Origin of the sequence: Escherichia sp. WS1451 (assembly GCF_046487365.1) — a bacterium.
GTDB classification, from domain to species: domain Bacteria; phylum Pseudomonadota; class Gammaproteobacteria; order Enterobacterales; family Enterobacteriaceae; genus Escherichia; species Escherichia coli.
Genome location: NZ_JBJQJP010000001.1, coordinates 155,664 through 169,656, shown reverse-complemented (window position 1 = coordinate 169,656; position 13,993 = coordinate 155,664). Strand labels below are relative to the sequence as shown.

Sequence of the window (13,993 nt, the reverse complement as noted above, 5' to 3'; positions counted from 1 at the left end):
GTGTGAAACAGTAAGTTCACACTCTTCTTGAATTCATTTACACGTGAGCAACGGGTTTCGGCGTATGACCGGCGTTGCGCAGCAGCATCAGCAAATAGATAAACGATACGCTGGCGATCATGATAAACAATAAATTATCGGAGAAATTCTGCATTAGCATGGCAGTAAATGACGGGCCAAGCAGACTTCCCACGGTATAGCTCAACAGTAAGGCCTGGTTCATCGCCACCAGTTGATGATGTTCAACTTTCTCGCAAGCCCATGCCATCGCCACCGGATATAGCGTAAAGCCAGCGGCACCGAGGATGAATAACGCTGGGGCCATCGCCGCCTGGCTAAGCATCGCGATACTGCCGAGAATGACGACAAAGACCTGAACACGCAACACCAGCAGTCGACCAAACTTATCCGCCAGACGTCCAATCGGCCATTGTCCAAGGATACCCGCACTGACCAGTACCGCCATCCAGAAACCAATGCTGGCATTGCTCACCCCTTTGTGATTGAGATACAGCGGCATCAGGCCATATAGAGATCCCAGAACGATTCCTGAGATAATGCAGCCATTCACGCCAAGCCGCGCCTGACGGAGTTTTAGCATTGACGTAATTGACGTCGAATCATGGTTTTCAGTCTGCTGATTCAGGACACGCGTAAACAACAGCGGTAAGATTCCTGCCAACGTCAAACCTGTAACCCACGGCAATACGGACATCAGCTCGGTTGAAACTTTGCTGACCAGTAACTGGCCTAAAAACGTTCCCACGTAATAAACCATCATATACGCAGCAAGCAAACGCCCACGGTTACGTGACGTCCCACTGCACATCAGCGCGCTCTCAACAACCACCCAAATCATGGCACAGCCGACGCCGGCGACAAAACGCCAAGCCAACCAGCTCCAGAATCCAATCATCAGGCCAAGGCCGGCACAGCCAGCGGCAAAAATGAAGGAGGCCAGATAATAGCTGCGGTTAAAGCCAATGCGTTTAATGACATACCCTGTCAGCAATGTACCGACAAGGTTGCCGGTAAAATAGGATGAGCTGACAACGCCTACCTGCCATGTAGACATGTGTTCCTGGGCGAGCCAAAGCGGCACGAGTGTATTTAACACCGCGATCGCCAGAGTCAACAAAAGCAGGCCAGACAGCAAAAGCATGACAGGCCGGGTATACGTGGACATGAATTAAAACCGTGAGGAAGTTCAAATTTCATGCGCATCATGCCACCGCCAAAAACATTGTCAATGGGTGAAAATACGCGCATATCGCAGCGGAGGTATTATCGATTTATATTACTCATTCATAACGCTAATGCTGGAGAGACGATTAATCTCATCTGATTGTTTTTATTGATCTAACACAAATTTCATACGCTTCGTTCAGTCGAAAAATTTCATGGTCACAGCAAACTCATATTTCCCGTCTATGCTTTCAGAGCAATGCATCGCGTCTGACCGATTTCAGACGTACCACTGACTCTCGAAAGGAGAAGAGGATGACCAAACCGTATGTTCGTCTTGATAAAAATGATGCTGCCGTTTTGCTTGTTGATCACCAGGCTGGTTTACTTTCCCTTGTACGGGATATCGAACCCGATAAGTTTAAAAATAACGTGCTGGCGCTGGGTGACCTGGCTAAGTATTTCAACTTACCTACTATTCTTACCACCAGTTTTGAAACCGGTCCTAACGGCCCATTAGTTCCAGAACTGAAAGCACAGTTTCCCGATGCACCTTACATTGCTCGCCCGGGAAATATTAACGCCTGGGATAACGAAGATTTTGTAAAAGCTGTCAAAGCGACAGGTAAAAAACAGTTAATTATTGCCGGTGTGGTAACCGAAGTTTGCGTGGCATTCCCGGCGCTTTCAGCCATTGAAGAAGGGTTTGACGTCTTTGTCGTGACTGACGCGTCAGGGACCTTTAATGAAATTACCCGGCATTCGGCGTGGGATCGCATGTCGCAAGCTGGTGCGCAATTGATGACATGGTTCGGCGTGGCGTGCGAGCTGCATCGCGACTGGCGTAATGATATTGAAGGACTGGCGACGTTGTTCTCTAACCATATTCCTGATTATCGTAATTTGATGACCAGTTATGACACGTTAACGAAGCAGAAATAAAAGAGAACCGGGGCCGAAACCCCGGTTGTTATGATTAGCTTGCGACGGCCATCCCCACGGTCATATGCAAACCATAGAATACGCCACGACCGATTAATTCCCCTGCCAGAAGCAGAATGAATGATACGGAAAGTAGCGGAACCGCAGGCTGATAACCTTTTAGCTGTGGTGCAATCCACAAGCACAGGGCAACAGCCAAAAGCACGATCCGCCAGGACATCAGCGCACCATAGTCCGGCACCAGCGCTGCGGCCTGCTGCACAGAGCTATGAATAGTCGCCAGCTCTGCGCCCTGCATCACTGACACCACGCCACTCACTACCAGGGCCAGTACAGAAATGGCTGGCAGCAGACGCATCGCCCAGCCATCGACGCCAGCCAGACTCAGCAACAGGTAACCCAGTAACGGGCCGCCCATGAACATCGTCAGGAAGAAGCCCATCGGTGTCCAGATGCTGTACCAGGTAGGTACGGTATCGATGCTGTTATAGACACGCACCATCATCCAGACAAAGACTACGCCAAGAACCATCGTCACCACCAGCCACAGCGTACGCAATGCCGGTGACAGCTTTTTCAGCATTGCCAGTAACCAGCCGATGCCACCAACAGCAAAAAAGATCGAACCGCTGGCGATTTCGTTACTCAGTGCTGAAGCCCCTACCCGGTTGAGCGAGTTAAAGGCGCGCATCGGTGAACCAAGATGAAGCATAGAGGCGATAAAGCCAATGCCCATCAGCACCCATAAACCAAACATGCAGGCAATAACACGCTGCTGGGCTTCTGCTCGCAGGTCGCCTTTGAGCAGCGCCAAAGCCAGAACGATAAAACCACCCGCTACACATTGCCCGAAGACCGTGAAGATCATCAGCGGCCATTCATGCCATCCACTTCCCATCTCACACCTCCTTCGGGTTTGCCAGATAGCCAGTGGTATCCCCGGTCGGGCGGCTGTTGGCATTGGGTTTGATCACAATATTCGGTTTGGTAAAGTGAGCTCGCGGCAACGGCGCAACGGCCGCCAGATCGCCATGTTTTTTACGCAGCTCGTCGATAGGGCCGAAATCCAGCGCCCGCAGCGGGCAAGATTCAACACAGATCGGCTTTTTCCCCTCCGCAACACGGTCATAACAACCATCGCATTTGGTCATATGGCCTTTCGTTTCGTTATATTGCGGTGCGCCATACGGGCAAGCCATATGGCAGTAGCGGCAGCCAATGCACACATCTTCATCGACCACAACAAAACCATCTTCACGTTTATGCATCGCACCGCTCGGGCAGACTTTAGTACAAGCCGGATCTTCGCAGTGGTTACATGAAATCGACAGATAGTAGGCAAACACGTTCTGGTGCCAGACACCGTTATCTTCCTGCCAGTCGCCGCCAGCATATTCATAAATGCGGCGGAAACTGACTTCTGGTGTCAAATCTTTGTAGTCTTTACAGGCCAGCTCGCAGGTTTTGCAACCGGTGCAACGGCTGGAATCAATAAAAAATCCATACTGGGTTGTCATCGGTTACTCCTTACACCTTTTCAACCTGAACAAGGTTTGTATGTGACGGATTCCCCTTAGCGAGAGGAGACGGACGTTGAGTGGTCAGTACGTTAATACAACCGCCCTTATCGACACGTTTTGTATCCGGGTCATACCAGGCACCTTCACCCAGTGCGACCACACCCGGCATCATTCGTGGCGTCACTTTCGCCTCAATATGAACCTCACCACGATCGTTAAAGATCCTGACTTTATCGCCGTTGTTGATACCGCGTTTTTGCGCATCAAGCGGGTTGATCCACATTTCCTGACGGCAAGCTGCTTTCAGCACATCAACGTTGCCGTAAGTTGAGTGAACGCGAGATTTATAGTGGAAACCCGTAAGCTGCAGCGGATACTGTTTGTTCAGCGGATCCTGATAACTTTCAAAGCCCGGCGTGTAGATCGGCAGTGGATCGATCACATCACCTTCTGGCAATTCCCAGGTAGCGGCAATGTCAGCCAGCGCCTGCGAATAAATCTCAATTTTCCCCGATGGCGTGGTCAGTGGATTTGCCTGCGGATCTTCACGGAAAGCTTTATAAGCAACGTGATGCCCTTGTGGGTCGCGCTTTTTAAAGATCCCCTGCTTACGGAACTCTTCAAACGTTGGCAGTTCAGGAATCGCTTCCCGCGACTGGGCATACAGATGCCGCATCCACTCTTCCTGGGTACGGCCCTCAGTAAACTGTTGCTCAACGCCAAGACGTTTTGCCAGTTCGCTGGTCATTTCATAGATGGTCTTACATTCAAAGCGCGGTTTAATCACCTGATCGTTGAAAATCACGTAAGACATATTCCCGCAGGATGCATCCAGTGCAAAGTCCATCTGTTCTGAAGCGGTGCAGTCAGGCAGCAGGATGTCAGCATATTTCGCCGATGAGGTCATGTGGCAGTCGATAACCACAATCAGCTCGCACTTCTTATCATCCTGAAGGATTTCATGGGTACGGTTGATTTCAGAATGCTGGTTAATCAGGCAGTTACCGGCATAGTTCCAGATCATTTTGATCGGCACATCCAGCTTATCTTTCCCGCGCACACCATCACGCAGCGCCGTCATTTCCGGGCCACGTTCAATGGCATCGGTCCACATAAACATAGAAATGCTGGTCTGGATCGGGTTTTCGAGAGTCGGCATACGGACAAACGGTAAGCTGTATGAACCTTCGCGCGCGCCGCTGTTCCCCCCGTTAATACCAACGTTACCGGTCAGAATCGCCAGCATCGAGATAGCACGGGTTGCGATTTCACCGTTAGCGTGACGCTGCGGGCCCCATCCCTGGCTGATAAACGCCGGTTTGGTACTGCCGATTTCACGAGCCAGTTTGATGATTTTGTCTGCCGGAACACCGGTGATTTGCGAGGCCCATTCCGGTGTTTTAGCCACGCCATCGGGTCCTTCACCCAGAATATAAGCTTTATAGTGACCATTTTTCGGCGCACTGGCTGGCAGTGTTTTCTCGTCGTAGCCAACGCAATATTTATCGAGGAATGCCTGATCCACCAGGTTTTCGGTGATCATGACATACGCCAGACCGTTAACCAGTGCGGCATCTGTTCCCGGACGAATAGGGATCCACTCATCTTCGCGCCCGGCACCGGTGTCGGTATAGCGCGGATCGATGATGATCATGCGAGCATTAGATTTCTGGCGCGCCTGTTCAAGATAGTAAGTCACCCCACCGCCACTCATTCGCGTTTCGCCAGGGTTATTACCAAACAGCACTACCAGTTTACTGTTTTCGATATCCGACGGGCTGTTACCATCTGCCCAGCCGCCGTAGGTATAGTTCAAACCTTCCGCAATTTGCGCGGAAGAGTAGTCACCGTAATGGTTCAGATAACCGCCGCAGCAGTTCATCAGGCGAGCAACCAGGGTATTTCCCGGCGGCCAGGAGCGGGTCATGGTGCCGCCCAGCGTACCGGTACCATAGTTCAGATAGATAGACTCGTTGCCGTACTCTTTGATCAGGCGCTGCATATTGGTCGCGATGATGTCGTAGGCTTCTTCCCAGCTAATGCGCTCGAATTTGCCTTCACCGCGCGCCCCGACTCGTTTCATCGGATATTTCAGGCGGTCCGGATTGTAGACACGGCGACGCATGGAACGCCCACGCAGACAGGCGCGCACCTGGTGCAGGCCGTCATAGTTGTCATCGCCGGTATTATCCGTTTCAACATATTTAATTTCACCGTCCACAACGTGCATACGTAGCGGGCAGCGGCTACCACAGTTAACTGTACAGGCGCTCCAGATTACCTTTTCGTCTGACTTTGCCGGAAGGGCACTATCAACAGCGTGCGCAATCCGACTAAAAGGTAATGTTAATGCGCTGCTGGCCATTGCCAGGCCGCCGATCGCTGTCGTTTTTACCAAACCACGGCGACTCACCTCAGCAGCCAATACCGCATCAGGGATTTTCGTTTTCATAATGGCTCACTCAAGCTTGCTCACGATTGATTCCAGTAACAAACCGTATTGTGTAATTATTTCTATAGCAGGTCGCTATATAGGCTTGTATACATCGAATAATTTGAAAATCAAAGAGATAGGTAGATTTTCACTCGAAAGTAGTATTACGTGTAAGTGAGGAGTAATTATTGTTCGGTATCAAAGGGAGACAAAAAAAGCGCCCGCAGGCGCTTTTTAGATTCAGAAAAATTGGGTATTAGCCAATATATTCCAGTCCGTTCATATACGGACGCAGAACTTCTGGTACTTCAATACGACCATCAGCCTGCTGATAGTTTTCCATTACTGCAACCAGCGTACGACCAACAGCCAGACCAGAACCGTTCAGGGTATGAACCAGACGGGTTTTCTTGTCCGACTTGCTGCGGCAACGTGCCTGCATACGACGTGCCTGGAAATCCCAAACGTTGGAGCAGGAAGAGATCTCACGGTAGGTGTTCTGTGCCGGGATCCATACTTCCAGGTCGTAAGTTTTGCAAGCGCCAAAGCCCATGTCGCCAGTGCAAAGGATGATTTTACGGTACGGCAGGCCCAGCAACTGCAGGACTTTTTCTGCATGACCAGTCATCTCTTCCAGCGCCGCCATTGAGTCTTCCGGGCGCACGATCTGCACCATTTCAACTTTGTCGAACTGGTGCATACGGATCAGACCACGGGTGTCACGACCATATGAACCGGCTTCAGAACGGAAGCATGGGGTGTGGGCGGTCATCTTAATTGGCAGATCATCTTCATCGATGATTTCACCGCGCACCAGGTTGGTCAGCGGAACTTCTGCCGTTGGGATCAGCGCATAGTTACTGGTGTCTGCTTCTTCTTCCAGCGGACGAGTATGGAACAGATCGCCAGCAAATTTCGGCAGCTGACCCGTACCGTACAGCGTGTCCTGGTTAACCAGGTACGGAACATAGTTCTCACTGTAGCCATGCTGTTCGGTATGCAGATCCAGCATAAACTGCGACAGTGCGCGGTGCATGCGAGCAATCTGCCCTTTCATTACCACAAAGCGGGAACCGGTCAACTTAACTGCGGCTGCAAAGTCGAGGCCAGAGTGCATTTCACCCAGCGTCACATGGTCACGAACTTCAAAGTCAAACTCACGCGGGGTGCCCCAGCGGCTGACTTCAACGTTGTCATTTTCGTCTTTACCTACCGGCACTTCATCTGCAGGCAGGTTAGGGATGGTCAGCGCGATATCGCGAATTTCAGCCTGTAAAGCATCCAGCTCGGCTTTTGCTGCATCCAGCTCTTCGCCCAGTTTGTTCACTTCCAGACGTAAAGGCTCGATATCTTCCCCGCGCGCTTTCGCCTGGCCAATGGATTTCGATCGGGAGTTACGCTCCGCTTGCAGGTTTTCCGTTTTGACCTGCAATACTTTACGACGCTCTTCAAGAGCGCCCAGCTTATCTACATCCAGCTTAAAGCCCCGGCGTGCCAGTTTTTCAGCGACTGCGTCTGGCTCATTACGCAGCAGATTGGGATCGAGCATGCTTATCCTGTGCTTATCGAATTAAATGGGAGATGTGGCCACAGCCTGCGACCACAGGGATACAGTAACAACATTACCGCAACGATAACATTAACGGTAGCGTTTTATGGGGCTATTTTGATCCTGTTCAGCCAGCCAGGCGAGCTTTTCGCCAATCTTGCCTTCAAGGCCCCTGTTTGTCGGGAAATAATAGCGTGTTTGTGCTATTTCCGGCGGGAAATAAACCTCACCGGCAGCATAAGCGTTTGCTTCATCATGAGCGTAACGATATTCCTGCCCGTAGCCCATTTCCTTCATTAATTTCGTCGGCGCATTACGCAAATGAACCGGCACGTCATAATCCGGACGTTCGCGAGCATCGGCCAGCGCGGCTTTAAACGCGGTGTAGACAGCGTTGCTTTTTGGCGCGCAGGCGAGGTACACAATCGCCTGAGCAATGGCGCGTTCACCTTCCGCCGGGCCAACGCGAGTAAAGCAATCCCAGGCCGCAATTGCCACCTGCATCGCTCGTGGATCAGCATTACCCACATCTTCAGACGCAATCGCCAGACAGCGACGCGCGACATATAACGGATCGCCACCAGCGGTAATAATTCGCGCATACCAGTACAGCGCCGCATCGGGTGCGCTACCACGTACCGACTTATGCAGTGCGGAAATGAGATCGTAAAAGCGATCGCCTTTGTTATCAAAGCGGGCGCTACGTTCACCGGCGATTTCGGTCAGTAATTCAGGTTTCAGGACCCGCTTACCGCTATCATCGACTTCGGCCATATCCGCCATCATTTCCAGCGTATTTAACGCCCGGCGCGCGTCGCCATTCACCAGTTCAGCAATGGCGCGTCGTGTTTCATCTGGCAGAACTATATCCTGACCACCATAGCCACGGGTTTTGTCTTCCATCGCCTGAGTCAGTACTTGCTCAATATCCTCTGTACTGAGGGATTTCAGCAGATAGACACGGGCACGGGAAAGCAGTGCCGAATTAAGCTCAAATGACGGGTTTTCAGTGGTTGCGCCAATAAAAGTGATGGTGCCGTCTTCAATATGTGGCAGAAATGCATCCTGCTGGCTTTTGTTGAAACGGTGAACTTCGTCAACAAAAAGAATAGTGCGGCGACCTGCATTGCGGTTTTGCCGAGCGCGCTCAATCGCCTCGCGAATCTCTTTCACGCCAGAGGTGACAGCAGAAATACGTTCCACATCAGCGTTCGCATAGCGGGCAATCACTTCAGCGAGGGTTGTTTTGCCGGTACCCGGTGGCCCCCAGAGGATCATAGAATGCAAATGCCCGGCTTCGATAGCGCGCGGCAACGGCTTCCCCGCAGCCAGCAAATGTTGCTGGCCGATATACTGTGCTAAATTTTCTGGCCGCATACGCGCGGCCAGAGGTTGAAAAGTATTATCCGAAAAATCGAGCGACAGATTGCTCACTCAGGTGCCTCTACTTACGTTGATCATCTACCGTGACGCCTTGCGGCGGGGTGAAGGTAAATTTCGCTGCATCCACAGCCCCATTTTGCTGGGATTTCAGCTGATAACTGCTGCGCTGATCGTCCTGCTCCACCGCGCTAAACTGATGGATTGTGCCATCACGTCCCACGTTAATGGTGAACTGCTTCAGATTGCCATTGCTGGCTTTCGGCGTCAGGACAAAGTCATCGCCATTCTGTTTGATATTGTACTGCTGCCAGTCGCTGGACTGGTTGCGGGCAATCAGCATAAACGGCGTATTACCGGTGGCATCTTTCAGCCAGGTTGCCGTAGCTTGCTCAACGAACGGGTTATAGAACCACAGTGTTTTACCGTCAGAAACCAGAATGCTTTCGTCAGGTTGAGTCATATGCCAGTTGAATAAGTTTGGACGTTTGACCCACAGATCGCCCTGACCTTCCTGCACCGCCGCGCCGCTACCGTCAGTCACTTTTTGTGTGAAGCTGGCGTGGAAGCTGCTGACTTTATCCAGGCGGCTTTTCAGATCGCTTGCGGCATCAGCCCAAACGCTGCTTGCTACTAAACTTGAGAGTAATGCACAGGTGATAGCAATTTTTTTCATCATTATTCCTCAAATTACGTCACTCCCGACCGGGAGCTCCCTCTACTCTCTATTCCAGGCTAATAATCAGCTTGAGGAAAGAAGAAAATACTGAATTTTCAGTTGATAGAGTGCCGGATGCGACGCTACCGCGCCTTTTCCGGCATACGATGCATTAATTAGTCAAACGGCGGTGGGGCCAGCACTTCACGATTACCGTTGTGCCCCTGTTCGCTGACAATCCCCTGCGCTTCCATCTGTTCGATAATACGCGCTGCACGGTTATAACCAATGCGGAACTGACGCTGTACGCCAGAAATTGATGCTTTGCGTTTTTCAGTGACAAACTGCACCGCCTGATCGAACAACGGATCCAGTTCTTCAGCGCCATCGAAACCGCCCGCGCCACCTTCGCTTTCACTGTCGGAGGTGATGCCATCAACATACTGTGGGCGGCCACGCGCTTTCCAGTCCTGCACCACGGCATGAACTTCCTGATCGCGAACAAAAGCACCATGAACACGTACCGGCAACGTGGAGTTCGGCCCAGAGTAAAGCATATCCCCCATACCCAGCAGTGATTCCGCGCCAGCCTGATCAAGAATGGTACGTGAGTCAATCTTACTGGATACGGTAAAGGCGATACGGGTCGGAATATTCGCTTTAATCAGACCAGTAATAACATCAACCGATGGACGCTGCGTTGCCAGTACGAGGTGGATACCCGCGGCACGGGCTTTTTGCGCCAGACGTGCTATCAGCTCTTCCACTTTTTTACCTACCGTCATCATCAGGTCGGCAAATTCGTCCACCAACACCACAATGTACGGTTCTTTTTTCAGCACCGGATGCTGGGCATCCATACTGTCACCCGGCTTCCAGTACGGGTCTGGAATCGGACGCATCATCCTATCGGCTTCAGCAATTTTTTCGTTATAACCCGCCAGATTACGCACACCCAGCGCAGACATCAGTTTATAACGACGCTCCATCTCGTTAACACACCAGCGCAGCGCGTTGGCGGCATCTTTCATATCAGTAACGACTTCCGTTAACAGGTGTGGAATGCCTTCATAAACCGAAAGCTCCAGCATTTTCGGGTCGATCATGATGAAACGAACATCTTCTGGCTGTGCTTTATAAAGCATGCTCAGGATCATCGCGTTCACACCGACAGACTTACCGGAACCGGTAGTCCCCGCAACCAACAAGTGCGGCATTTTCGCCAGATCGGCAACCACCGGCTCACCGGCGATATCTTTACCCAGCACCACGGTTAATGGCGACGGATTATCGCGGAATTTGGCGTTATCCAAAACTTCGCGTAGATAAACGGTTTGTCGTTTTTTATTCGGTAACTCCAGACCTACATAGGGTTTGCCAGGAATAACTTCAACGACACGCACCGCCACCGTCGAAAGTGAACGGGCAAGGTCCCGTGACAAGTTAGAAATGCGCGCCGCTTTTACGCCAGGTGCCAGGTTAAGTTCAAAGCGAGTGATAACTGGCCCCGGAGAGTAATTGACGACATCGGCTTTAATACGGAAATCAGCCAGACGCGCTTCCACCAGACGCGCCATTTGTTCAAGAGCAAAGGTATCTACCGGCTCCACTTCGCTCGGCGGAGGTGTCAACAAATCCAGAGAAGGCAGCGGCGTCGTCGGTTTATGCAACGGACGGCTGTCGCCATTACGCATCAACAGCGGATGAAGCAGGGTATCCTGCGGCTGTGGCGCAACTGGCTGTTGTGGCTGCTGATACTGCGGCTGCGGCGCAACTGGCTGTTGTGGCTGCTGATATTGCTGCTGCGGCGCAACCGGTTGTTGTGGCTGCTGATACTGCGGCTGCGGCGCAACTGGCTGTTGCGGCTGCTGATATTGCGGCTGTGGTGCAACCGGCTGTTGCGGCTGCTGATATTGCTGCTGCGGTGCAACCGGCTGTTGCGGCTGCTGATACTGCGGCTGCGGCGCAACTGGTTGCTGCGGCTGCTGATACTGTTGCTGCGGTGCAATCGGTTGTTGCGGCTGCTGTACAGGTTCAACAATTGGCGTAAACAGCGGTTCGTGTGGACCATCATCCAGCAACGCTTTCATTGGCGAAAATTCAAAATCATCCAGCGAGAACGGATTCGCCCCAGCCGGTTGTTCGCCGGAATAACGTTGTTGTTGAGTTTGAGCAAACTGACGAGCCAGTTCTGCCTCTGCCGCAGCATCTGCATCTTCTGTGTTCACGGGCACATCATGTTGATACTGTTCGCCATAGCGTTGCTGCTGCGTCTGGGCGAACTGACGTGCCAGTTCATCCTGCTGCATCGCATCGATTTCATCATCGTTGTACTGATCGCCAGAATCGTACTGATTACGCTGGGCTTCACGGGCTTTTTCTTCTGCCGCACGCTGTGAGGGCAGCTTAATACCGTAAGACGCCAGTTCACGACGAGTTGGCACGCGGATGCGTTTCGGTCGTGGCAACTGCGGGCCAATCCCCTCTTTGACCTGCGGACGCGGTCCACCGCTATTTGCCAGACTGAAGACTGGCGCGGCAACGGTTGCGGCAGCCCCCGTCGCCAGTGTCACTTTTTTCACACCAGATGCCAGCGGAGAAACAGCGGCAGCGGCTTCTACTGGAGGTACTGCTGCAACAGAAGGTGCTTTCAGCGAAGATTTGATCGGTTCCGGTTCTTTAACCGGTTCTGGAATCGGTTGATACCAGGCCGCAAGTTGTTCACGTTCACGGGCTCGCTTCTCTTCCACTTCTTCAAAATAGTAAAGCGGCGGACGCGTGGGTTTTGTCTCTTCTACAACGGGTTCAGGCTCCACAACAGGCTGCTGTTCAACGGGTTGCGGCTGTTGGTACAACGGCTCCTGAGCAGCTGGCTGCTGATAAGTTTGCTCCGTCTGGTATGTAGACTGTGGAGCAAAAGTGGATTGCTGCTCTTCGGCTTGCCAGGCGTTACCTGCCACCGGTTGTTCTGGCGCAGGGGCGTAATACGGTTGCTGAACAGGTTGTTCCGCCGCAGGAGCGTAGTAAGGTTGTTGCACAGGTTGTTCAGCCGCAGGCGCATAATACGGCTGCTGTGGCTGTACAGGTTGTTGCAGCGGCTCATTATATTGCACTGCAGGCTGCGCATATTGTGACTGCTGTGGGTAACCTTCCGGTGCAGGTGCAATAACCGGTTCTCCTGTTTGCGGCCCCGGTACAGGCTGCCAGGCTACTGTAGGTTGCGTAGGTGGAACATCAACAGAGGCAACTGGCGGCGTCTGAGTCACAGGTTCAACCGGTGCAGCCCAGCTTTGTGTCGCCGTGGTAGCAGCAGCTGCTACAGCAACAGGTTCGGTAATTGGCGCACCGTTTAATAATGGATCGTACTCGTCATATTCTGGCTGCGTTGCACGATTGCCCGAAAAGAGGACGTCGTCAGGGTCGGCAGCCACACCGCGTGCAGTGTAGGTAATCTCTTCTTCATCATCCATCCGCTTACCGGAGAACAACGCAGCGTCTGTTTGCCGCCCCATCGGATTAATGAATTTTTCCGCCAACCGTTTACGACGCGCTAGCGCGCCGCGAAGAATACGGGCACGGCGTGATTCATGCTGTTTGCCGTGATTTTCATCTTCATACTCTTCGTCATCTTCATACTCATCTTCATCGACCCAGGTATCATCGCGACGGGTACGATTACTGGCGAAGGTGAGAATGTTTAAAATCCAGCCGCCGAGTTTTTCAGCAATGGTCACCCATGACCAACCGGTGAACAGCGTCAGACCCGCAGCCCAAACGCAGAGCAGTGCAATAGTTCCCCCGCTACTGTGTAGCAGTGGTTGTAGCGTAGTGCTCAGTAAGCTGCCAATGACGCCACCGGAGGCAAAATACCAGATATCGTCAGCGTTGATTGCCGCCAGACCACAGGAGGTAAGGATGAGCGCCAAAACGCCAATGATGCGTAGCGAAACGGCAAAATAATCAATGTATTCGTCGCTGGACTGATGACGCCAGGCAAACCAACAACCGCCGACAATAATGACGGGAATGGTGTAAGCCATCACGCCAAAAATAAAGAACAGCGTATCTGCCAACCACGCACCGGGCATCCCACCTAAATTATGGATAGGTTCATGCCAGGCCGTTTGCGACCAGCTGGGGTCCGAAGGGTTAAAGCTTAGTAAGGCAGCCATCAACCAGACGGCAAACAGGACAATAAGGATCAGCAACGCCTCCAGAAGGCGGCGGCCGCTACTTAACTTTGTCAATGTGACTTCTTTGTCTTCAGTGTATTCCTGGCTCAAGAAAGGCTCTCCAGGTTACAGGCTTTTCCTGCCCGATGCTAA

Annotated in this window: 9 protein-coding genes; 1 reads left to right on the top strand and 8 read right to left on the bottom strand. The window is 52.1% G+C overall.

All coding sequences use genetic code 11. The features are described 5' to 3' along the window. Positions 1-37: 37 nt before the first annotated feature. Complete coding sequence (locus ACJHX7_RS00830) at positions 38-1,186, bottom strand: MFS transporter (RefSeq protein WP_023908798.1); 1,149 nt, start codon at positions 1,184-1,186, stop codon at positions 38-40. Between the two features lie 314 nt (positions 1,187-1,500). Between ACJHX7_RS00830 and ycaC the strand changes: the two genes are divergently transcribed. Then, positions 1,501-2,127, top strand: coding sequence for an isochorismate family cysteine hydrolase YcaC (gene ycaC / locus ACJHX7_RS00825; RefSeq protein ID WP_000165876.1), 627 nt, complete (start codon positions 1,501-1,503; stop codon positions 2,125-2,127). A gap of 34 nt (positions 2,128-2,161) precedes the next feature. Here the strand turns inward: ycaC and dmsC are convergent, their stop codons facing one another. The 7 genes from dmsC to ftsK all read right to left on the bottom strand — a co-directional run bounded on the left by dmsC (position 2,162) and on the right by ftsK (position 13,951). Further along, positions 2,162-3,025, bottom strand: a complete 864-nt coding sequence (gene dmsC, locus ACJHX7_RS00820; protein WP_000534649.1) for a dimethyl sulfoxide reductase anchor subunit DmsC — start codon at positions 3,023-3,025, stop codon at positions 2,162-2,164. 1 nt (position 3,026) lies between these two features. Then, entirely contained in the window at positions 3,027-3,644 is a 618-nt protein-coding gene (dmsB, locus tag ACJHX7_RS00815) for a dimethylsulfoxide reductase iron-sulfur subunit DmsB (RefSeq protein ID WP_000213098.1), read from the bottom strand. 10 nt (positions 3,645-3,654) lie between these two features. Beyond that, entirely contained in the window at positions 3,655-6,099 is a 2,445-nt protein-coding gene (dmsA, locus tag ACJHX7_RS00810; protein ID WP_000850334.1) for a dimethylsulfoxide reductase subunit A, read from the bottom strand. 238 nt (positions 6,100-6,337) lie between these two features. Continuing rightward, a complete protein-coding gene (gene serS, locus ACJHX7_RS00805) occupies positions 6,338-7,630 on the bottom strand; it encodes a serine--tRNA ligase (protein WP_000886683.1) in 1,293 nt (430 codons plus the stop codon). Positions 7,631-7,720: 90 nt separating this feature from the next. Then, entirely contained in the window at positions 7,721-9,064 is a 1,344-nt protein-coding gene (rarA, locus tag ACJHX7_RS00800; protein ID WP_000067755.1) for a replication-associated recombination protein RarA, read from the bottom strand. A gap of 10 nt (positions 9,065-9,074) precedes the next feature. After that, positions 9,075-9,686 (bottom strand): outer membrane lipoprotein chaperone LolA, encoded by a 612-nt coding sequence (lolA, locus tag ACJHX7_RS00795; RefSeq protein ID WP_001295343.1) that lies wholly within the window; start codon positions 9,684-9,686, stop codon positions 9,075-9,077. 158 nt (positions 9,687-9,844) lie between these two features. Beyond that, a complete protein-coding gene (gene ftsK, locus ACJHX7_RS00790) occupies positions 9,845-13,951 on the bottom strand; it encodes a DNA translocase FtsK (protein WP_094030413.1) in 4,107 nt (1,368 codons plus the stop codon). Positions 13,952-13,993: the final 42 nt, after the last annotated feature.

Excerpts from the sequence above, each read along its gene's own strand:
- dmsA (WP_000850334.1), bottom strand. The coding sequence starts at position 6,099 with ATGAAAACGAAAATCCCTGATGCGGTATTGGCTGCTGAGGTGAGTCGC.
- serS (WP_000886683.1), bottom strand. The coding sequence starts at position 7,630 with ATGCTCGATCCCAATCTGCTGCGTAATGAGCCAGACGCAGTCGCTGAA.
- ACJHX7_RS00830 (WP_023908798.1), bottom strand. The coding sequence starts at position 1,186 with ATGTCCACGTATACCCGGCCTGTCATGCTTTTGCTGTCTGGCCTGCTT.
- dmsC (WP_000534649.1), bottom strand. The coding sequence starts at position 3,025 with ATGGGAAGTGGATGGCATGAATGGCCGCTGATGATCTTCACGGTCTTC.
- ycaC (WP_000165876.1), top strand. The coding sequence starts at position 1,501 with ATGACCAAACCGTATGTTCGTCTTGATAAAAATGATGCTGCCGTTTTG.
- lolA (WP_001295343.1), bottom strand. The coding sequence starts at position 9,686 with ATGAAAAAAATTGCTATCACCTGTGCATTACTCTCAAGTTTAGTAGCA.
- dmsB (WP_000213098.1), bottom strand. The coding sequence starts at position 3,644 with ATGACAACCCAGTATGGATTTTTTATTGATTCCAGCCGTTGCACCGGT.